This is a genomic window from Sphingobacterium thalpophilum (genome assembly GCF_038396785.1).
GTDB classification, from domain to species: Bacteria; Bacteroidota; Bacteroidia; order Sphingobacteriales; family Sphingobacteriaceae; genus Sphingobacterium; species Sphingobacterium thalpophilum_A.
The window spans coordinates 4,931,640-4,954,491 of the sequence record NZ_CP151087.1 but is presented as its reverse complement, the minus strand read 5'-3'; the positions used below and the strand labels follow the sequence as shown (position 1 = coordinate 4,954,491).

The window sequence follows — 22,852 nt, the reverse complement described above, 5'->3', positions numbered from 1 at the left end:
GTACACGGCAAAATAAAAAAGCGGGATCTTGAAGATCCCGCTTTTCTATTTTATACTTATTTGGGATCATCTGCTGTTGCTTCTCTTGCCAAAGTCACTTCGTCGGGCATGGCTTCCAAGGAGGAATCCAACGCGAACAAGGATTCATCTGATGCGCGGTCACCACCGGCGATTTTCAATTTATCAATTAATTCCAATGCTAACTTCTCTTCCTCGATCTGCTCCTTAACAAACCACTGTGCAAAGTTCCATGTTGCCCAGTCCTTCTCAGCCAACGCTAAATTGACAATGTTATAGATCGCTTCGGTATTATCGACTTCGTGCTTAAAAACGCGATTAAAGCATTCGGTCAGCGATTGCGGGTCCGCGGGCGGCGCTGCAATAGCCTGTATTCTGGGGCGGCCACCTCTTTCCAGAATATACCCCATAATCTTAGTCATGTGATTACGCTCTTCCTGGGCATGTCTATAAAGGAAATTGGCGATGCCGCCATACCCCTGATCATCTGCCCATATGCCCAACGCCAAATAAATCTGTGCAGCCTCAGCTTCTTTAGTCATCTGGCTGATTAAAATTTGCTGCATTTCCTTTGACAATCTATTCGTTTCCATAATATTCATTTTGATTTAGGAAAAGAACAGTTTCAGTGCTTATTTCGTTTGAAATTTATCGAGGAAAAACTGCCGAAAATCCGCACCTTTAAATGAAACCGGATCTCATTTGTGACAGGCATATTCCGACCGTTACATTCCAACAAGTACATTTCAACCGGCACAAATCAATAGTTACAAAATCAATAGGTAGAAAATTAATAAGCATAGAAAAAGGGAATACCATTGGTATTCCCTTTTTCTATGCTTTTATAGCGATACTATTTCAAGTTATCTCTATATACTTTCGCTTTTTTGATTTCTGTTTGGATATCTTTTTTCGATGCATCAAAGCTCAACACTTTTTCGTAATCCTTGATTGCATTGTTATAAGCGTCAGTTGCCATTGCCTTATTGTAGTTAGGCGTACCCTCCGTTCCGATCAAGATACCTAAATCGCGATTCGCGATCGCTCTATTTTGATAGAATTTCGAATCAGTCGGTGTAATAGCAATTGCTTTTGAATAATCCTCAATAGCAACTTTCAACAACTGCTCTTTGTTAGCAACAGATGTCTTATTTGTGGATTGAGTAGCAAGATTGTTTGTTGCTTTCGCTTTGAAGTATAAGGCATTTGCATTTTTACCGTTCAATGCAACTACTTTTCCAAAAGTTTCAGCTGATTTTTTATAGTCACCATTTTGAAATTGAGAATATCCCAACATATATAATACGTCCGGATCTTTCCCTTCTTGAGGGAGGGCTTTAGTCAAGTATGACTCGGCATTCTTGAAATCACCATCCAAAAGAGCTTTCTGCCCCATTCTCACATTAGCGTTGCTATGCTCAGCCTGTTTTGGTTGTTGCGCATTCGCGCTAAAAGCAACTAAGGCAAAAACCCCAGTAAACAAACCCAATTTAAATGATTTTAAATTCATATCTAAATAGTTACGTTTTTATATTCACTCTTTAATGATCACTTGTGATCGTTTCTACATCTGTAAAAAAGCATCCGATTGATTTCTTTAAACTTAAAAACTGCCATCGGCGCCCTTTCACATTCCAATATTACAATTATTATGCCTATTTCTCCAACAAATGGCAGATAAATTTTATTTAACCTGCCTTTTTTTCCTATTCTAGAAAATAGATTTGTAATTTTGCTCACTTTTAGCAATTGGCACTTCCCTTGCAATATAGGGGAAACAATAATAGAAGCTTAAAATTTGAAAGTCAGCCGTCAACATGTCAGCGACTGCCAAATACACAAAATAAATACTATGAGCAAATTCGAAACTTTTGATTTCAGTCAAGCAATTCCAATCGTTGCAGAGGATACCGAATTCTTCCCTTTACTTACACAAGAGGATGAAGATAATATGGCGAATGCTGAAATTCCAGAAGCATTGTCTATTTTGCCTTTACGTAATACCGTATTATTTCCCGGTGTTGTCATTCCGATTACCGTAGGTCGAGATAAATCCATCAAATTAGTCAAAGAAGCTTATAAAGGCAGCAAAACTATTGGTGTTGTTTCTCAGAAGGATATGACTGTAGAGGACCCAGGATTTGAAGAACTAAATAAAGTGGGCACTGTAGCTCATATCATTAAAGTACTCCAAATGCCTGATGGTAATACCACCGTCATTATCCAGGGAAAACAACGGTTCAACTTGTTGGAAATTGTCGAAACCGAACCTTATTTAAAGGCGCGTGTGGAGAAATTCAACGAAGCGAAACCGAAGATGACCAAGCACTTTAAAGCGACAATTTCTACTTTAAAAGAAATGGCGCTGCAGATCATCCAACTTTCGCCAAACTTACCTAGTGAAGCTGGTATAGCCATCAAAAATATTGAAAGTCCCTCGTTTCTGATCAACTTTATTTCGTCGAATATCAATGTCGAAATGGTCAGAAAACAGGAACTACTTCAAATACCTAAAGTAGAGAATCGTGCCAAACTTTTATTGGAGCTCCTGACAACAGAAATCCAGATGCTGGAACTAAAGCACCAGATCCAGAATAAAGTACGTGTCGACCTTGACAAGCAACAACGTGATTATTTCTTGAACCAACAGCTCAAAACAATCCAGGAAGAGCTGGGTGGAAACACGCCCGATCTTGAGCTGGAAGAGCTTAAAAAACGGGGTAAGAAAAAGAAATGGAATGTTGATGTAGAAAAACATTTCACAAAAGAACTCGAAAAGCTATCGCGTATCAATCCTGCGGCTGCAGATTATTCGGTACAGCTCAATTACCTTGAGCTACTACTTGATCTACCCTGGAATGAAACAACAAAAGACAATTTTGATTTAAACAAAGCACAAAAAGTGCTCGATAAAGATCATTATGGGCTTGAGAAAGTAAAAAAACGTATCATTGAATACCTTGCGGTATTGAAATTAAAAAATGATATGAAAGCACCTATTCTTTGTTTAGTAGGCCCTCCTGGAGTCGGTAAAACCTCTTTGGGAAGATCTATTGCCAAAGCATTGGGGCGTAAATATACCCGTATGGCCTTGGGTGGTGTACGCGATGAAGCAGAAATCAGAGGACACCGCAAAACCTATATCGGCGCAATGCCGGGCCGTATCATCCAGTCCCTGAAAAAAGCAGGAGCAGCAAATCCGGTTTTTATTTTGGACGAAATCGATAAAATGAGCGCGGACTTCAAAGGAGATCCTTCGTCGGCCTTATTGGAAGTATTGGATCCGGAACAAAATACACATTTCTATGATCATTATGTCGAAATGGAGTTTGACCTTTCCAAAGTAATGTTTATTGCGACCGCCAATTCCTTGAGTGCTATTCAACCTGCGTTATTGGATCGGATGGAAATTATCGAAGTGAATGGTTATACCATCGAGGAGAAAATCGAAATCGCGAAAAAGCACCTTTTGCCAAAACAACGCGAAATGCATGGAATGGCATCCAAAGATGTCTCTTTAAAAGCGAAGATCATCGAACAGATTATCGAAGATTACACACGCGAATCTGGTGTGCGTGGATTAGAAAAAAAGATCGGCTCTGTGGTACGTGGTATTGCAACACGCATTGTCATGGAAAAGGATTACAGTCCGAGTATTAACGAACAAGATCTGCTCGATATCCTAGGCGCTCCAATATTTGATAAGGACATCTACGAAAATAACAATGTTGCTGGTGTCGTAACGGGCTTGGCCTGGACTTCCGTAGGTGGCGATATCTTATTTATAGAATCTTCGCTGAGCCCTGGGAAAGGACGTTTGAGCCTGACAGGTAATTTGGGTGATGTCATGAAAGAATCTGCGTCGATTGCACTAGCCTACCTGAAAGCCCACGCTTCGGATTTCGGCATTAACTATCGCGTTTTTGACCATTGGGATATCCATATTCACATTCCTGCGGGTGCCATTCCAAAAGATGGCCCTTCAGCAGGTATAACAATGCTTACCGCGCTGACATCGCTATTTACCCAACGTAAAGTGAAGGAAAAATTAGCCATGACAGGTGAAATTACCTTACGTGGAAAAGTATTGCCTGTTGGCGGTATTAAGGAGAAAATTCTTGCTGCAAAACGCGCGAACATCAAAGATATTATCCTGTGTAAATCCAATGAAAAAGATATCCTGGAGATCAAGGAAGATTATATCAAAGATATGCAGTTCCACTATGTGACTGAAATGTCGCAGGTGATCAAACTCGCGTTATTGGAAGAAAAAGTAACTGGCGCCATCGATCTGACACAAGATTTAGAAAATACCAAAAAAGAGAATTAATAGATCCCCGAAAGGTTTTGAATAGAAAGGGGCTATCCAAAATTTGGACTGCCCCCAAAAGATTGGACAAATTTAGTTAATTAGATTTGTAATAATGAGCTCGATATTCTGTCGGGCTCATTCCATTTAAATTTAGTTTTATCCGTTGATTATTGTAATAGGAGATATAATCTTCTATTTCGCTCACAGAACCTTCTAAGCTATTCTTAAACAGTTTGAACTGATTTCCAAACAATTCTTTGTTGGAGCAAAGCCTATTTGATCATAGCTTTTGATTACAGAAATCATCGTTTAGAACTTAACTTTTCATGTAGGAGCTCCTCGTCCAAACTATCTTCATATTTTGAAATCACCAGCGTTGCCGCTGAATTTCCGATCAAATTGGTTATCGCCCTTGCTTCACTCATAAAACGATCCACACCAAAGATCAAAGCGACAGATTCTATCGGTACATGGCCAACCACAGGCAAGGTCGCAGCAAGGGTAACGAAACCACTTCCTGTTACGCCCGCAGCCCCTTTGGAGGTCAATAGCAATACCAGCAACAAGGTAATCTCCTGCTCCAGGCTGAGATGCATATTGAGGGCCTGCGAAATAAAGACCGCTGCCATCGTCAAATAGATACTTGTCCCATCGAGATTGAAAGAATAACCCGTGGGGATAACTAAGCCCACAACAGGCTTGGCACAGCCCGCATCTTCCATCTTCTGCATAATGCCCGGCAAAGCCGACTCAGAAGAGGAGGTCCCCAAAACGATTAAAATCTCTTCTTTGATATATTTTAAAAACTTAAAAACGTTCACCTTGAGATAAAAATACAATACCGCCCCAATCACAATGATCACGAAGATAATACAGGTCAGGTAGAAGCTCAACATCAGCATACCGAGTTTAGATAAGGCCTGGATTCCAAACTTACCGATCGTAAAACCCATTGCTCCCATTGCCCCGATTGGAGCCAAATACATGATCATTTTGATAATGGAGAAGAGAACCTTCAGAAAAGATTGCAATACATGGAGCACAGGCTCAGATGCTTTCTGCCCTATTTTTGTCATACCGATCCCAAATAGCACCGCAAAAACGAGTACCTGCAACATGTTGTCCGACGCCACCGCAGCAATCACATTACCTGGAATGATCCCGATGATAAAATCCATAAAACCATGTGGCTCTTTGGATTCTGAAATATAATGGGATACCGAAGATACATCAAGACTAGCGGGATCGGCGTTCATTCCCGTACCCGGTTGTATCCAATTAACAAAGACCAAACCAATAATCAGGGCAATTGTTGTCATGATCTCGAAATAGATAATGGAGGTTAAACCGATTTTTCCTACTTTTTTCGTATCCTGCATTCCTGCTATACCGATCACAATGGAGCTAAAAATCAATGGCGCAATAACCATCTTGATCAGTTTAATAAAAGCATCTCCTAATGGTTTTAGCTTAACAGCAAAATCGGGGTAATAGATACCACAGATGATCCCCACAAGTATACCTACGATGACTTGAAAATAGAGGCTCTTAAAAATATGCTTCATGATCGATTTATTTACGGACAGTAATTCCCTTTGCTTTAATCGGTTTTTTATTTAGGATTCAGAATTTTCTGAGTACGAATATAAAAAAAAGGGATGCATAAATGCATCCCTTCCTATTATAATTTTGAACTTAGTTGCTGAAATATGCTCTTACATTCTTTCCTTCAATCCAGTTCATATATGCTTTATTGACAACTTTGTTTCCTCCAGGGGTTGGGTAATCGCCGGAGAAATACCAATCACCTTTATGATCTGGACAAGCTTTGTGTAAATTATCCAAAGTTTGATAAACTACTTCAAGCTCTGCTTTCAGGTGGTGAGGTCTTACAATACGAGCGATTTCTTCCGAAATCTCTTCATCAGTAAAAGGCGCATAAATGGCTTTGACATAATTATCGATATCATTGACATCTTGGGTCATTGATACCACACATTTTTGATAAACTTCATCGATAATATGTGCCATACCACGTTGTTTTAGGAGATTAATTGCGGCTTCGAAAGCGACAAACTCACCCATACGTGACATATCGATACCATAACAATCTGGGTAACGGATCTGAGGCGCAGATGAAACAATCACGATTTTTTTCGGATTCAAACGATCTAGGATCGTTAAAATACTTTGTTTCAATGTTGTTCCCCGAACAATCGAGTCATCAATGGCAACGATCGTATCTTCGTGATCCTTTACAATACCGTACGTTGTATCGTATACGTGCTGTACCATATCTGTACGGTCCGCATCCTGCGTAATGAAGGTGCGCAGTTTAGCGTCCTTCACGTTAAGTTTTTCAAAACGAGGTTTAATACTCAAGATCTCATCCAATTCTTCATCAGAAATTTTTTCTGAACGATTCAATAAAGTATCTTTTTGAAAATCCCGAACATAGGTATTGATTCCATCCATTAAGCCATAGTAAGATACTTCAGCTGTATTTGGAATAAACGAGAATACGGTATTTTTGATGTTATTTTTGACAGATTCCAATACCTGAGGTACCAGTAATCTACCCAATTCTTTACGTTCTTGATAGATATCAGCATCTGATCCACGTGAGAAGTAAATACGCTCGAAAGAACAAGAACGTTGTTCTACGGGCTGTCTAAACATCTCTTGGGATACTGTACCATCTTTTTTAGCGATCAGGGCATGGCCTGGTTTAATTTCCTTCACAGCACCAATAGGAATATTGAATGCAGTTTGGATGACCGGTCTTTCCGATGCTACAACCAGGATTTCCTCATCCTGATAATAAAACGCCGGACGGATACCAGCTGGGTCGCGCATAACAAAAGCATCACCGTGACCAAAGATACCTGCGATGGTGTAACCGCCATCCCAAGTTTTGGCCGAACGCTTCAATATTTTGGTAACATCAATATTTTTAGCAATCAGCGAGCTGATCTCAATATTAGAATGACCTTCTTTTTTGAATTGATCGAAAAGATCCTGGTTCTCATCATCTAAGAAATGGCCAATTTTTTCCAAAACGGTTACGGTATCTGCTTTTTCCTTTGGATGTTGTCCCAACTCATATAATTGTTGCAACAATTCATCCACATTGGTCATGTTGAAGTTACCCGCTACCACCAAATTACGAGACATCCAATTGTTTTGTCTTAAAAATGGGTGACAGCTTTCGATACTGTTCTTTCCATGCGTTCCATAGCGCAAATGTCCTAAAAGTACTTCTCCCGTAAAACTTACGTTATCTTTTAACCATTGCGTATCTTTTGACTCTTCTGGAAATGCTTTCTGAACAGAAGCAAATTTTTTCTGTACATATTCGAATATGTCTGCCACAGCAGTTGAGCCCATTGCTCTGTAACGCGAAATGTAACGATTTCCAGGTTTAACATCAAATTTAATGGTTGCAATTCCAGCCCCGTCTTGTCCACGGTTATGCTGTTTTTCCATTAATAGGTACAATTTGTTGATGCCATAAAATGGCGTACCATATTTTTCCTGATAATAAGATAAGGGTTTTAACAGGCGAATTAGTGCGATTCCGCACTCGTGTTTAATAGCGTCGCTCATATCTTGATTTGATGTCGCAAAAGTACAAATTATTTAGCACTTACCGACCCCTCCCTTCACTTTTTCAGCAATAAAATTACAGTGAATAGACAGATGCTCTTTGGGATAGCTCCTTAAGGCCTATTGGGCGATAAAAACAGGGACTTTCACCGCATGCCGTAGCTTGTTAACTGTCTCACCAAAAACAAAATCCTTCACACCGCTGTGCCCATGGCTTCCAACGACCAATAGATCGGCGCCGTATTTTTCACATACTTCTGCAATACTCTTGATCCGGTTATTGTATCCAAGTTCATATTCAGTTTGATGTCCTTGCGACAATAAAAAATCAGCATACAATTTCAGCCGTTCCAAATCCTGACGCGATTCATAATCATCCGTCGAATCCCCGGTATATTTCACCGATGCACTCTCAACAATATGTACAACGACAAAGGTCGTGTCGTCATGCGACAACTGTAAAGCATATTGGATTACTTTCTGATCTGAATTTGAGAAATCCAACGCAATCACAACTTTCTTAAAAGAGCCCTTATGTTCAAAATGCAATGCCTCAAATGGTGGGTGAACCTCCAGCTCCGTTGGTTTCGATTTGAGTAAAATGGGGTATAATACGGTCATCATCAATAAGGCAAACAAACCCACAGCGCCCATCACCAATAATACCGTTACCACAATATTATCAGCTTCACCAATCCAGCCGACCACTTCGTCGTAGACCAATTTAAAATTCAGAACAGCGATAATGGCCGCGATCAGCCAGGCCACAATTTTTGTTAGCGGTTTAATGGCAAAAATACCCATCTTGACTTTATCGCTCACAAAATGGATCAACGGAATGACGGCAAAAGCGAGCTGCATACTCAAGATCACCTGACTAAAGATCAGCAGCTGTCCAACGCGACCTTCGCCCGAAATAAGAATCACCAATACAGCCGGGATAATCGCCAAAAGCCGGGTTATAATCCTTCGCAAAGTCGGACTGATCCGCAATCGAAGGTATCCCTCCATCACAATCTGACCAGCTAGGGTTCCCGTCACCGTTGAGCTCTGTCCGGCAAGAATCAAGGCAACAGCAAATAATTTTGAGGCCCATTCCGTTCCAAGAAGATTGCCCAGTAGGTGGTAAGCATCTTCAAGTTCGGCTACGTCATGCATACCGTTTTTGTGAAAAACAGAGGCTGCAAGAATCAATATCGCGGCATTTACCAAAAAGGCCAGGTTCAAGGCAATGGCACTATCCCAAAAGTTATACTTGAGCGATTTTCGAATAGAAACCTCATTCCGGTCAATCTTCCGTGTCTGTACAAGAGCCGAGTGCAAATATAGATTATGCGGCATGACGGTCGCGCCTATAATGCCTATGGCAATATATAGTGCGGCACTATTCGGGATACTGGGTATAAATCCAGTGGCCACCTCGGCAAAATCCGGTTTCGCCAAAAACATTTCTACCATGAAACACATGCCGATAAGCGCAATCAGGCCAATGATAAAAAGTTCCATTTTCCGCATCCCTAGCTTCTGAAGATAGAGCAATAAGAAAGTATCTGCAAAACTGATCATTACCCCCCAGAGCAGATCAATGCCGAAAAGGAGGTTAAGACCGATGGCCATACCCAAAACCTCCGCCAGGTCGCAGGCTGCAATTGCAATTTCAGCAAGTACATAGAGCACAAAATTCATCCGTTTAGGATAGGTTTCCCTGTTACACTGCGCAAGGTCTTTACCGCGTACAATACCTAAACGGGCACATAGATTCTGTAGTACTAGCGCCATGATATTACTCATCAACAGCACCCAAATCAGGGTATAGCCAAATTGGCTTCCTCCAGCAAGATCGGTAGCCCAGTTACCTGGATCCATATACCCCACACTAATGAGATAAGCCGGACCAAAGAAACTAAGTATCTTCTTAAATTTGGATTTCCCTTGATTGACATCTACACTTTCATGGATATCAGATAGGGATTTATGATGAGATTCGTCGTAATGCATAAAGTACTATAAGTGCAATATCGTCTATTGTCGGCCTTAAAGATAAAAAGCTTTACATTATTAGGCAATTAAACCGCGATATTATTAGAATTTAAATGCCAGCTGGCCAGAATTTTCCTTTGATTGGTTGCCAAATTGGATGAAATCGATGATCTCGTACTGCCCTAAATCAGGTTTAAACTGCCGCACATGAACGCCCTTGCACATAAAGCTCAGGTCGACAGACCGCAACTGTTCTTTTGCAATTTCAAGCTGTTGTGGCTCCAGACGTCGTCCAATCGAAATATGGGGTTCGTCGCTAATCTCGATCAAATCAAACTCCGCTAAAGTTTGAACAACCTTTCGCGCCCGGTCCTTGAGATAACTCCGGGCATGTACAGTCGGTGCAATATAGTACGCACCACCGGCGAATGATGAAAAATGATCAAAATAAACATACTGACTCCGCTCATAGACCAAAGTCTCCTGCAAAGCCTCAATAGCCATTGTCAGTTTACTCCCATCTGCTTCAAAAGCACATATCGTTACATGGGCTTTGGAATTGCAACTGGGATACCAGCCTTTGTTTTTGTCGGGAAACAGTTCGGCTAACGATGCACGTAGTCGCCGTTTTAAGCCATCTACCAAGACAATACCAGCTTCATCAGGCTGAAAAACAAACGAATATTTATTGACACTACCCTCCATAACAAAAATCAGTTTCCGATCAGTAGGTAAGATAACAAATACCATGGAGATAACAAAACCAAAACCCAGCAGCAAGCTAATGAGACACTACCACCCGATGCCATAGTCCTCCCCATTGTTGCTGCTGCCACCCCAAAGTGTATGGTGCTGCTGGTCGAAATAAATAGCATTTATAGGTCCACTGGTACGATCACCGAGCTGTATGCTATACCCCATTTTCTTTAATTGTTCAATAATTGCTGGTGCTGTATTTTTATCCAATAGAAGGCTACCTGAGCGCGGCTTTCGATCGTCGGTCTTCGTTCCCCCCAGCGATAGCCAAAGCTGGTTACTGTTGATATTGGCCGCCTCGCTGGCTTGTTGTGGCGTCATACCAAACTCGACCATATTCAAGAAAAACTGCAATAGGTTTTGATCCTGTGTATCTCCGCCCTGCACGGCAAAAGAAAGGTAAGGTTTTCCGTTTTTCAAAGCCATCGAAGGCGTAAGCGTTACACGCGGTCTTTTGCCCGGCTCGACCACATTGAACGGGTTAATCAACGAATCTAAGACAAAACTCTGTAAGCGCTGACTCATGCCCACCCCGGTATTCCCGGCAATACAGGCAGGGAGCCAACCACCACTCGGTGTGATCGAAACAACCCAACCTTCTTCATCCGCAGCTTCAACGCTTGTTGTTCCCCGCAATAAACGGTCGACATAAGCACTATCCACGGTTAAAGATGCCAAAAGAGCTGTTTTTGGCAATTCCGTTAGCGACGAACTTGAGCGTGCGTCATGTTTAGGAACAAAATCATTTTTCAGCTCCGTATGTGGCGTAAACTCTTTCTTACGCTGCTCCAGTAACGAAAGATACGGATTCTGCTTACCTTCGTAGGGATAAGGGTCTCCGGGAAGTACATTTGGGTTATTTTGCTTAAGATCAATGGTTGCGGCCCTCGCCTTGGCATAGGACTCATGTAAAAGACCTTGAATAGGTGTCTTAGGTTTACCGTAAGGATCACCGTAATAAAAATCCCGATCGGCAAAGGCCAAGTTCATAACTTGATAGAGTGTATGGATATAGGGAGCCGAATTATAACCCATTGCCTTTAGATCGAAGTTTTTCAACAACTGCAAACTCTGCAGCATGGCCGGTCCCTGTGTCCATTCTTGTAATTTATACACGTCAACCCCCTTATAATTGACATGCAATGGCTCCTCCTCAATAGGTTTCCAATTGGCTAGGTCTGCTTTCGTGATTAAGCCTCCTTGCTCCTTACTGCCACGGACAAATTCATCTGCAATATCGCCGGTGTAAAACCGATCATAAGCAGCCATGATTGCAGCCTTCCGATCTTTACCCGCTGCAAGAGCCTTCTTTTCCGCTTCTATCAATTTGGACAGGGTATTATGCAGATCCTGCTGCACGAAAACCTCTCCCGCCTCAGGAGCTTCCCAGGATTTACCTTCATGTACTAAAAATACCTTTTTACTGTAGGGCCATTCCTTAATGCGCTCTTTACCTCGCTCAATACTCGTTGCAGTTTGCGCGTCAATCGGGTACCCTGCAGCCATTTCAAGAGCAGGAGCTAATACTTCTGCTAAACTTTTCGTTCCATAATGAGCCAACATATAGCACAATCCGCCGGGTGTACCTGGCGTGACAGCAGCAAGAGGACCATATTCTGGCGGAAATTCGTAGCCCTTTGATCTAAAAAAATCGACTGTCGCTCCACTGGGTGCTACCCCCAAGGCATTTATCGCAATGACCTTCTTTAGTTTCGGATGATAAATTAAGGCCTGCGTCTCTCCACCCCAACTCAGTACATCCCACATCGTACAGGTTGCTGCGAGCATTGCACAAGCAGCGTCCACCGCATTTCCCCCTTGTTGAAATAGCTGGGCACCCGCTGTTGCCGCCAAGGGTTTGCCCGTAATAGCCATCCAATGTTTTCCATGTAAAGGTGGTTTCTGTGTACGCTGGGCGGAACTCAGCATCGGCGTACAGGTAGTGAGCAATCCAAACAGCGTCATCAGTAGCAAGGGGGATCTTCTTTTCATAGCAGCAATCTTTCGTTAAGCAATGGTTTTAGTAAAACCAAGATAGGTATTTTTAAAACAAACAAAAAACTCCCATCAACCGAGATTGATAGGAGTTTTTAAAATCTTATTTGCTATTGGATTACCAATAAATAGAATATAATGCTGTAACCAATAGCGCTACGATCAATGCAATGACCAAAAACGCCCGGTGTGGTTTAAACATCGTGGTATCAACTTCCAATCCAGCTGGCACGACACCACGCTTATTGTCGATGATACTAATGAGAATCATACCGATAATACAAATCACGAAGACGAATCCCATTCTATCCAAAAATGGAATTTCGTAGACTCCTGTTGTTGGATTTGGAACAGAGAAACCTGTCGATGACAAGAATGACAGATCGACCCAATCCGGCAATTTTTTGAAGATGATGGAGAAAATAAAACCTCCAATTGTTGCAAACAAAGCCGCATTTGAAGTTGCTTTCTTCCAGAAGAATCCTAAAATGAACATCGCAAAAATACCTGGAGATACAAAACCCGTATATTCTTGAATATATTGGAATCCACCTTTTTTATCGATACCCAAATGTGGAGCAATCAGCACACCCAAGATCATGGCAACCACAACAGTTAGCTTGCCGATATTGACCAATTTCTTATCCGATGCTTCTGTATTGAATACCTTTTTATAAATATCCAAGGAGAAGATTGTCGCGATACTGTTTGCTTTACCTGCCAAAGAAGCGACCACTGCAGCTGTTAATGCCGCAAAAGACAAGCCTTTTAAACCTGCTGGCAATAAATTCAACAAAACTGGATAAGCGTGGTCAGGGTTTACCTCACCATGTTGCATCATTTCATTTTGGAACAAGCCATCTTTCCACATGACATAGGCTGCAATACCCGGCAACACAACAATGATAGGCATTAATAACTTCAGAAATGCGGCAAACAAGATACCGTTTCTCGCGGTTTTCAAATCTGCTCCAAGCGCGCGTTGCGTGATGTATTGATTACATCCCCAGTAATTCAAATTAACTATCCACATACCGCCAATCAATACGGTTAGCCCCGGTAAATCGAGATAGTTCTCATTCTTACGATCCAGAATCATATGAAAGTGGTCGGAAGCTTTTTCGGTCATCAAGTGATAGCCTTCCAATACTCCTGATCCACCATAGTGCTCTGAAACGAGGTTCAAGGCTAGGTAAGTGGTCGCCAAACCACCCAATACCAAAAAGAAAACCTGAATAATATCCGTATAACCGATTACTTTCATTCCCCCCAATGTAATGATCACAGCAAAAATCGCAATTGCATACATACAGGCATCCAGACTGATACCGGAAATACTACTTACCGCAATGGCTCCCAAATAGAGGATGGATGTCAAATTAACTACAACATACAACAATAACCAGAAAACGGCCATGATCATCGCAACAGTCCCATTATATCGTTTATGGAGAAACTGTGGCATCGTAAAGATCTTGTTCTTTAAGTATACCGGGATAAAAAATACCGCAACGACAATCAGTGTAATGGCAGCCATCCACTCGTAAGTCGCAATAGCCAATCCCATCTTAAATCCGGAACCGCTCATACCGATAAATTGCTCGGCCGAAATATTGGACGCAATAAGTGAAGCTCCGATAGCCCACCAAGTCAATGACCCCTCAGCCAAAAAATAGTCTTTGGAGCCTACAGATTCAGATTTCTTGCGATAATACACCCATAATCCATAACCTGCTACAATAACAAAGTATATCAGGAAAACGATGTAATCTTTTGTGCTTAAATAATTATTCATGTATTGGTAATTGGTTTAATTTGATCGCCTAATATAGAAATATTTTTAGAACTATATATATCTATTGACCAAATTTTCTAAATACTCCTGCTTACCGCTAATCGTTTTTGGTTCTCCTAATTCCACAGCTAAATCCCTTAAGTTCTCCAGGGTCAGTGTTCGTTCTTCAAATGATGCACCATGACCTGTATCAAAAGAAGCATAACGATCGGCCCGTATTTTTTTGTAATCCGAGTCTTGCAGGATACGATCTGCCGTAACAAGCGCGCGTGCAAAAAGATCCATACCACCGATATGTGCATAAAACAAATCTTCAGGATCTGTCGAGTTGCGGCGTATTTTGGCATCAAAATTCACACCTCCACCTTGGAATCCACCACCTTCTAAAATAATCAACATGGCTTCGGTCAATTCATTAATATCATTCGGAAATTGATCCGTATCCCATCCATTTTGATAATCACCGCGGTTAGCATCAATGGAGCCCAATTTACCTGCATCTACAGCAACCTGTAGCTCATGCTGGAACGTATGTCCGGCCAATGTGGCATGGTTTACCTCTAAATTTAATTTAAAATCTTCCAAAAGATTATACTGACGCAGGAAGCCCAGCACAGTAGCCGCATCATAATCGTATTGATGTTTTGTAGGCTCACATGGTTTCGGCTCGATAAAGAAAGTTCCTTTGAAACCATTTTTGCGGGCATAATCCTTGGCCATGTGTAAAAACTGTGCAAGATGTTCCTGCTCACGCTTCATATTGGTATTTAAAAGGCTCATATACCCCTCTCTTCCACCCCAGAAAACATAATTTTCACCACCAAGAGCAATCGTTGCGTCCAAGGCTGCCTTGACCTGTGCTCCACCATGTGCAAGAACATGAAAATCAGGGTTAGTTGCAGCTCCATTCATGTAGCGTTTATGGCTAAAAAGGTTGGCTGTTCCCCAAAGCAATTTTATACCGCTTTCCTGTTGTTTTTCCTTCGCATAATCAACGATAGTTGACAGACGTTTTTCATTTTCAACCACATTATCCGAATAATCAACTAAGTCCACATCATGAAAGCAATAATAGGGGATATTTATTTTACTGATAAATTCGAATGCTGCATCCATTTTATCTTTTGCCCTCATGATTACGTCGTTGCTTTCATCCCATGGAAATTGATGTGTCGGTCCGCCAAATGGATCAGATCCGTTACCGTTGAAAGAATGCCAGTATGAACAGGCAAATTTAAAATACTCTTCCATGGTCTTGCCACCAACAATTTGTTTTGGATTATAATAACGGAAAGCCAATGGATTTGTGCTGTCTTTTCCTTCGAATTGAATTTGGCCAACGCCTTTGAAAAATTCCTTTTTCCCTTTGATAATATTCATCTTATTTGTTATTTATTTGTTTGTTTAATAATTCCTTCCATTGCTGATAGTGCTCCTCATATTGCGCTACAAATTGAGGTTCCACTGTATAAACCGGTTTCAAAGAACGAAAAGCTTCTGTAAAATCGGCATAATACCCACTTCCTATACCTGCTCCAAGAGCGGCACCAATACTGCCATCATGATTAAAGATTTCTACAGGAACGTCAGTGGCCCCCACAAATGACTCCCTGAAAACGGAGCTCAAGAATAAATTCGCATAACCTGCACGAATCATATTTGGATGCAGATTATTTTCGCGCATGATATCCAAACCATAGCGAAAAGCAAATGCAATACCTTCCTGTATAGCACGCAGCATATCGCTTGTCTCATGCCTATTCAAATCTATCGCCGAAATTGAAGCCCCAACAGTTTGGTTGTTGAGCATCCGTTCGGCACCGTTGCCAAATGGGATAACCTGCAATCCTTTGCTACCGATAGGAGATGCGCCAGCCATCGCATTAATCTGCTCATAAGACAAATCGTGGCCCAACAAACGTCTCCCCCAGCTATTCATAATGCCTGTTCCATTGATACAGAGCAGTACACCTGTCCGGATATCATTCTCCTGATAATTCACATGGGCAAATGTATTTACGCGCGATTCGCGGTCGGCGATCAGTTTGTCACTGACGCCATAGATCACCCCTGAAGTGCCAGCCGTCGCAGCAACTTCGCCAGGTTGAAGGACATTCAGCGAAAGTGCATTGTTGGGCTGGTCGCCGGCTTTATAATTGATGGTCACTGTACTGGATAGCCCAAGTTCTTCAGCAACAGCGGCTTTAATTTGACCATGCGTTGAAAACACAGGTAAGATCTCAGGAATAAGATGATCATCAAAGCCATAATAATCCATAATCGTACGCGACAATACATTATCCTTGAAATCCCAGAATATCCCCTCAGACAAGGCTGAGATGGAAGTCGTCACCTGCCCCGAAAGTTTCATAGCGATGAAATCCCCCGGCAACATGATCTTATCTATTTTTTCATAAATTTCCGGCTCGTTTGCTTTTACCCAGGCCAACTTTGACGCTGTAAAATTACCGGGTGAATTCAGATGATGACTCAGATTGAAAGACCTTCCGATTTCTTCAAAAGCGATATTTCCCAATTCAACAGCCCTGCTGTCGCACCAGATAATGGCATTTCGCAACACATGCTGATCTTTATCGACCACAACTAAACCGTGCATCTGGTAGGCAATACCAATGGCCGAAATTGCTTTGGGGTCATACAGGCCCAGCCTGTTTGCCTTCAACAGAGCCTGTTTAAAGTAGTCCCACCAATCGAGCGGGTTCTGTTCAGCCCAATTGGGCTCCAACGTAATGATAGGAGCTTCTACGTCCGGATATTGCACTGAGCAAACCTTACGTTGTGAAGATGCCTCAACAATTGAAACTTTTACGGAAGAAGTACCTACGTCTATACCTAATAAATACATGGTAATCAATTCTAATTGGTTATAAAAAACAACATCGGCCTTATACTGCAACCGGTTGCATAAAAGTAGGGCATGTTTCTGAATTATCAAAATATTAAATAAAATTATTTACTTTGGAGCGTGAATAAAAAAACGACAATTTATGATATAGCCCGTGCGCTTGGAGTGACAGTCTCTACCGTATCGCGCGCACTGAATAATGTGCCTACGATCAGTGAGGCGACACGAAAACTGGTGTTAGACAAAGCAAAGGAATTGAATTACAGCGTCAATAAGTTGGCCTCTTCTCTTTCCTCGGGCAAGTCCAATACCATCGGTGTCATTGTTCCTACCATGCAAATTCATTTTTTTGCAGAAGCCGTGCATAGCATTGAAAAAGAGTTAAAAAAACACAACTACAGCCTATTGCTTTATCAATCGAATGAATCTTTTGAAGATGAAGTCAATGGCGTGAAGACCTTACTTGAAGCTCAGGTAGACGGCATCATTGCTTCGTTGTCGCTGGAGACGCAGGAAACCCAGCATTTTCAGGAAGTGATCAATCAGCGCAAATGCCTGGTTATTTTTGACCGTACCCATAAAGATATTCCTGCTCCTGTGGTCAAACTTGACGATTTTAAAGCAGGCTACCTTGCAACACAGCACCTGCTCGAACAGGGTTACAAAAACATTGCCTTTATCACAACGGACAAAGAAATCGCTATTTTCCAGGATCGTTTCCATGGTTTCGAAGCAGCCTTAAAAGATGCGCAGATTTCCCCGCAGAAAGACTTTATCATTCGTGGCGACTTATCCATTGAAGCCGGCATCAAAGGAACCGAACAGATTCTAAAATCTGTAATCCAACCGGACGCCTTTATTGGTGGTGATGACTTTACAGCCGTGGGAATTATACAGGCATTAAAAACTGCAAATATTGCCATTCCAGCGACAGGAGTGATCGGTTTTGCAAACCAGACCTTTTCTTCCTTTATCACCCCTACACTATCAAGTATTGATCAACAGGCCAACAAAATGGGGGAAGAATGTGCAAAACTCTTTCTGAAAATGGTTAAACAAAAAAGTCCGTACGAAGCAATCGAACAGATTGTTCTTGATCCCATATTGATAAAAAGAAAATCTACCAATAGAATAGACAAATAATCAGTACCTTTGCCTAAATTTGTTTAAATGCAAGCCCGGCAGAAATTTAGGATAATAAGCATCTGCTTATTATTTGTCATTCAGGCCCTTTTTTTAGTGGCCATCTTTGTAGAAAATACACATTCTTATATTGTATTGGCTTTTATCGGCCTATTGTCCTTACTGATTTTATACAGTTACCTCAGGTCGCCCATTCATCATCACAGGCATGAATATGAATCGATCAAAATTGCCCTTTGGGTACCTATAGGGGCGATTGCATCCTACTATTTCAATCAGATCTTCGGTTTGGGCCCTGTATTGGGGGCAGCGCTGACAGGTACCATAGCCTCTTTTATTCCAAATATCAACAAAAATTCAACTTATCTGCCCCACCTCCCTGCAGCAATTTATTGCGGTGCATTTGTAGGAATGTCCAATGCGCAGGTGGCTCATGGATTCTCTTTTATTTTAGCCGCCAGTATTTTTACAGCGATCTTTCTGGTTGTATCGAAAAGTCTATTGAATGGTGTCGGCGGTAAACTAGGAACATTGGCCTTCCTGGGTGTTTCATTGACATACCTGCTGTTATATATTTTTAAGTAATATGGAAACATTCATTTTATACCTAGTTGGCATCATCGGGAGCACGGCGACATACTATGTCAACACCAAATTTCACCAAGGGGCAGTGCGCTCATCCGCAATGCTGACCTTAGTTGTCGCAGGTTTCCTTCACTTCTTCCCACAAAGTGTTTCTCCTTATCTCGCACAGTACATCCCCCCTATTTTTATAGGCGCGTCATTTATAGGCATGGTCTCCAAAAACCAGTTATCAACCTATTTCGGTTTGGCTCTAGCTGGCGTTATTTTCACGACAATACTGCTCAATACCAGTAAATTTTTTACTGGTTATGGCGGAGCTCTCGGCACTTCCGCCTGCATTGCGCTGTTGGTCGTATTGAGCATTCCTTATTTTAAATCACCGAGAAAAATGACGGTTGGATTTCTTCAGCTCCGCAAAACAATCTTAAAAAAACAAGGAAAAGTTTCAAAAAGACGAGTAGATTTGTTTAAATAAAAAGTATAATCACATGAAACCTTTATTTCTGATTTTTATTACCCACATCTTGTTCCTGGGCCATCTGAACGCTCAACAAACAACCATTAACCTTGTAAATCAAGAGCGAAACAGCAGCTACAGAGGCCTAAGCGTGGTCGATGATACAACGGTATGGGTAAGCGGAAGCAACGGTACCGTCGGGCTCAGCACCGATGCCGGAAAAAACTGGCAGTGGGTCAATCCAATTGGCTACGAAAAAACAGATTTTAGAGATATCGAAGCATTTGATGAGAATGAAGCCTTAATTATATCTGCCGGTTCCCCTGCCATCATCTTAAGTACCCATGACGGCGGTCGAAGCTGGAAAGAAGTATTCAATGACAAGCGGCCCGAAATATTTTATGACGGTTTTGCTTTTACATCAAAAGGGGTCGGCATTGCCTTTGGCGACGCCATTCAGGGAAAAATGCCGCTATTGAAAAGCACCGATTTCGGAAGGTCCTGGAAAGATATATCCCCGAATATGCACTTTACCATTACCGATGGCGAGGCCGGTTTTGCAGCCAGTGGAACATCAATATATTGCGATAACAGCGGAACATATTGGATTGCCACAGGTGGGACAGTTTCCAATATCTACAGCAGCAAGGATCAGGGTAACACATGGCAACGTTACAGCTGCCCCATCATTCAGGGCACAAATAGCACCGGCCCTTTTTCTGTCGCATTTAACACATCAAAAACGGGTATTGTCGTCGGTGGCGATTACAAGGCGGATAAAAACAAAGACAAAAATAGCCTGCTAACCAACGATGGCGGCAAAACATGGTCTGCACCACAGACAGCACCCGCTGGCTTTAAGTCGGCCGTTATTTATCTTTCAAAAAAACAGCTGATCAGCACGGGCACTTCGGGTACAGACCTATCGAATGACGGCGGAAAAAACTGGACGCCTATTGGAAAGGAAAGTTTCAATGCCGTCCAAAAGGCAAAAAAAGGTCGAGCGATATTTTTAGTGGGCGATAAAGGCAAAATAGCGAATTTAGCATTATAAGCTAAATTCGCTATTTTTTGCACCTCTGCACGCTATTTCTTACAACACTAGCGCACTATTTTTTGCTCGACTAAGCGCATTTCTTGCAACGCCAACACTAGGTTGCGACGAGCAAAAAACCGAGATTTACTCGTTTATAAACAACTACTTGCGCGACAAACGCGATTCTTCCAAATCCAGGGAATACTCGATCTCTTTAATAACATCACTGTCAAAAGCCTTACTTTCTTTGATCTTGTACAGACCGTCACGACGTAGCGCTAAAAGTTCCAACATAATTTTATTATAGAGCCCCCTTACTGCAGAAAGCTGCGCACGGGTATCCTCCTCTTTTGCTCGTTCCGATGCATTTACGCTCCGGATAATCTGCTCTTTAACACGGGCGATTGTCTCATGCTCCAGCATTTCCTTTGCGTAATGTTTATCCAGATACGCAATAGATTCTTTGCCAAGACGTACCCGAATCTCATCGATCTGTTCTTCCATCGAAGCTTGCTCATCGACCTCTTCAATTTTTATCAATTTAATCAACAAAGGCAATGTAAGCCCCTGAAAAACAAGCGTCACTAAAATAACCACAAATGTAATGAATAAAATCAGGTTACGGTGTGGGAAGGCTGTTCCATCATATAAAGTCAATGGTATTGCCAATGCTGATGCCAAAGAAACCACTTCGCGCATACCGGCCCAGCCAACGACAAGCGGCAATTTCCATCCTGGACTCTTTTCCTTGATGCGGACCCGTTTGAACAATATCCTGGGAACAAAAGCCGAAAGATAAACGGCGATTAATCGCAAAACTATAACAATTACACAAATCGCCAATGCATAATCAATAGCTTCCTCCATGGAGTATTCCCCCAAACCATTGATGATCACCGGGAGTTCAAGTCCAATGAGGATAAAGACAAATCCATTTAAGAGAAAACCCACTGTCGCCCACACTTCTTTGGTTTGGATCCGTGTATGATAGTTGAGGTAATCCCCTGCCCGGAAGGAAAGAAACAATCCGCCACTAACCACGGCCAAGACCCCCGACTACTCAAAATGCTCCGCAACAATATACATCAGGTAAGGTGCAATAAGGGTTATGGGTGTTGAAATACTCGACGACTTAGCAACATAACGTAGGAATATATAGAGGATGTGACCGATGACCAGACCAACGACAACCCCCATGACCGATAACATCAGAAACTGCGTCGTCGCATTGCTCATCACAAACTGGCCAGTAAGAATCGCAATGGATGCAAATCTAAATACCGTCAATGAGGCTGCATCATTCACTAGGCTTTCCCCTTCCAATATCGCAATTCCACGTTTCGGAATACTTACCCCTTTCAGGACAGAACTAGCAGCCACGGCATCTGGAGGAGAGATAATCCCACCCAGTAAAAAGCCCAGCGCCAAGGTAAATCCCGGAATAATACTGACCGAAAAGTAGGCAATCGCCAGCGATGTGAAGAAGACCAAACCAAAGCCCATGATAAAAATAGACCGTCGCCACTTTAGAAAATTCCCCCAATTGGTATACCAGGCCGCTTCAAAAAGCAAGGGTGGCAAAAATACCATAAACACGATATCGGGATCAACACTTATGACAGGTGCCCCTGGGATCAACGAGATCACAAGTCAGCCAATAACCAACAGAATGGGGTAAGAGATCTTGAGGCGTTGGCTCAGCACAAATAACATAGCCATAAAGAAAAACAGCACCATCACCAATAACAGGTTACTGTGAATTTTCTGACCTGCCTTTCCACCTACGGCCGCTTTCACATCCGCATAAGGTGCCGACATGGACATGCTGTATTGACGAAGCTTCCATTCATTGTCCTGCTTACTTAATACGCCCACGCCACGAAAGGACTTGGTATTGATCTTAAACGTTTCATCAAACCAGGCCGTCGTGCTATCGGCATTAAAGCTGATATGCCGCTTGTCATAGGTGTAAGTCCAGGCATTTTTGGGATTGAAATATTGATCGCTGAACTTCTCCGCATGGGCTTTATCCCACCTTTCATCATGATCAGTACCCAAAATAACGCCATCTGAAGCAATAACATTCAAAAATGGACCATACTTTACCTCACCCGAAGTTTTGTGCCAACGATCCAGTAGCCCATTGATTTCGTCCATAGGCTGCTGGGCACTTGTCGGAAAGACAAATAAAATTAAACTAAGAAAACAATACGTACCTAAAATGATCTTTCTAATCATACATTATAAAACTTCGTAATAGCTAAGACAATCCTCTTCCGATGAGATCAGTCTTAAAACAAAAA

17 protein-coding genes and 1 pseudogene are annotated in these 22,852 nt (G+C 42.0%); 5 read left to right on the top strand and 13 right to left on the bottom strand.

The features are described from left to right. Window positions 1-56 precede the first annotated feature (56 nt). The gene (locus AACH28_RS21880; RefSeq protein ID WP_286775107.1) at window positions 57-611 is read right to left on the bottom strand and encodes a ferritin; all 555 of its coding nucleotides are present in this window, start codon (window positions 609-611) and stop codon (window positions 57-59) included. 260 nt (window positions 612-871) lie between these two features. After that, on the bottom strand, window positions 872-1,528 hold the full coding sequence (locus tag AACH28_RS21875) for a tetratricopeptide repeat protein (RefSeq protein WP_075993900.1): 657 nt from the start codon (window positions 1,526-1,528) through the stop codon (window positions 872-874). Window positions 1,529-1,870: 342 nt separating this feature from the next. Here AACH28_RS21875 and lon point away from each other — a divergent pair, with 342 nt between their 5' ends. Continuing rightward, the gene (gene lon / locus AACH28_RS21870; RefSeq protein WP_286775106.1) at window positions 1,871-4,348 is read left to right on the top strand and encodes an endopeptidase La; all 2,478 of its coding nucleotides are present in this window, start codon (window positions 1,871-1,873) and stop codon (window positions 4,346-4,348) included. Window positions 4,349-4,424: 76 nt separating this feature from the next. Here the strand turns inward: lon and AACH28_RS25570 are convergent, their stop codons facing one another. The 9 genes from AACH28_RS25570 to AACH28_RS21830 all read right to left on the bottom strand — a co-directional run bounded on the left by AACH28_RS25570 (window position 4,425) and on the right by AACH28_RS21830 (window position 17,328). Next, window positions 4,425-4,583: an IS3 family transposase gene (locus AACH28_RS25570; protein ID WP_376746593.1), complete on the bottom strand. Its 159-nt coding sequence runs from the start codon at window positions 4,581-4,583 to the stop codon at window positions 4,425-4,427. A gap of 49 nt (window positions 4,584-4,632) precedes the next feature. After that, window positions 4,633-5,895, bottom strand: a complete 1,263-nt coding sequence (gene dctA / locus AACH28_RS21865; RefSeq protein ID WP_341831490.1) for a C4-dicarboxylate transporter DctA — start codon at window positions 5,893-5,895, stop codon at window positions 4,633-4,635. Between the two features lie 130 nt (window positions 5,896-6,025). After that, a complete protein-coding gene (locus tag AACH28_RS21860) occupies window positions 6,026-7,936 on the bottom strand; it encodes a class II glutamine amidotransferase (RefSeq protein WP_201667404.1) in 1,911 nt (636 codons plus the stop codon). Between the two features lie 120 nt (window positions 7,937-8,056). Beyond that, a complete protein-coding gene (locus AACH28_RS21855) occupies window positions 8,057-9,934 on the bottom strand; it encodes an Nramp family divalent metal transporter (protein WP_286735337.1) in 1,878 nt (625 codons plus the stop codon). Between the two features lie 84 nt (window positions 9,935-10,018). Beyond that, window positions 10,019-10,666 (bottom strand): 2'-5' RNA ligase family protein, encoded by a 648-nt coding sequence (locus tag AACH28_RS21850; protein ID WP_341831489.1) that lies wholly within the window; start codon window positions 10,664-10,666, stop codon window positions 10,019-10,021. A gap of 42 nt (window positions 10,667-10,708) precedes the next feature. Beyond that, complete coding sequence (locus AACH28_RS21845) at window positions 10,709-12,664, bottom strand: gamma-glutamyltransferase (RefSeq protein WP_313262136.1); 1,956 nt, start codon at window positions 12,662-12,664, stop codon at window positions 10,709-10,711. 121 nt (window positions 12,665-12,785) lie between these two features. After that, window positions 12,786-14,462, bottom strand: coding sequence for a sodium/sugar symporter (locus AACH28_RS21840; protein WP_153845168.1), 1,677 nt, complete (start codon window positions 14,460-14,462; stop codon window positions 12,786-12,788). Between the two features lie 51 nt (window positions 14,463-14,513). Next, window positions 14,514-15,842, bottom strand: coding sequence for a xylose isomerase (xylA, locus tag AACH28_RS21835; RefSeq protein ID WP_286775100.1), 1,329 nt, complete (start codon window positions 15,840-15,842; stop codon window positions 14,514-14,516). Window position 15,843: 1 nt separating this feature from the next. Then, window positions 15,844-17,328 (bottom strand): xylulokinase, encoded by a 1,485-nt coding sequence (locus tag AACH28_RS21830; RefSeq protein ID WP_286775099.1) that lies wholly within the window; start codon window positions 17,326-17,328, stop codon window positions 15,844-15,846. Between the two features lie 120 nt (window positions 17,329-17,448). On the opposite strand from AACH28_RS21830, the gene AACH28_RS21825 reads away from it, so the two are divergent. The 4 genes from AACH28_RS21825 to AACH28_RS21810 all read left to right on the top strand — a co-directional run bounded on the left by AACH28_RS21825 (window position 17,449) and on the right by AACH28_RS21810 (window position 20,567). After that, window positions 17,449-18,471 (top strand): LacI family DNA-binding transcriptional regulator, encoded by a 1,023-nt coding sequence (locus AACH28_RS21825; RefSeq protein ID WP_286833610.1) that lies wholly within the window; start codon window positions 17,449-17,451, stop codon window positions 18,469-18,471. A gap of 96 nt (window positions 18,472-18,567) precedes the next feature. After that, window positions 18,568-19,056 carry a hypothetical protein gene (locus tag AACH28_RS21820; protein ID WP_286775097.1) on the top strand — a complete coding sequence of 163 codons (489 nt, stop codon included), beginning with the start codon at window positions 18,568-18,570 and terminating at the stop codon, window positions 19,054-19,056. A gap of 1 nt (window position 19,057) precedes the next feature. After that, window positions 19,058-19,531 carry a hypothetical protein gene (locus AACH28_RS21815; RefSeq protein WP_286775096.1) on the top strand — a complete coding sequence of 158 codons (474 nt, stop codon included), beginning with the start codon at window positions 19,058-19,060 and terminating at the stop codon, window positions 19,529-19,531. A gap of 13 nt (window positions 19,532-19,544) precedes the next feature. Further along, entirely contained in the window at window positions 19,545-20,567 is a 1,023-nt protein-coding gene (locus AACH28_RS21810) for an oxidoreductase (protein ID WP_286833614.1), read from the top strand. Between the two features lie 144 nt (window positions 20,568-20,711). Here the strand turns inward: AACH28_RS21810 and AACH28_RS21805 are convergent. After that, window positions 20,712-22,196: pseudogene (locus tag AACH28_RS21805) on the bottom strand (Na+/H+ antiporter). A gap of 3 nt (window positions 22,197-22,199) precedes the next feature. Beyond that, window positions 22,200-22,787: a nuclear transport factor 2 family protein gene (locus AACH28_RS21800; RefSeq protein WP_286833617.1), complete on the bottom strand. Its 588-nt coding sequence runs from the start codon at window positions 22,785-22,787 to the stop codon at window positions 22,200-22,202. Window positions 22,788-22,852 lie beyond the last annotated feature (65 nt).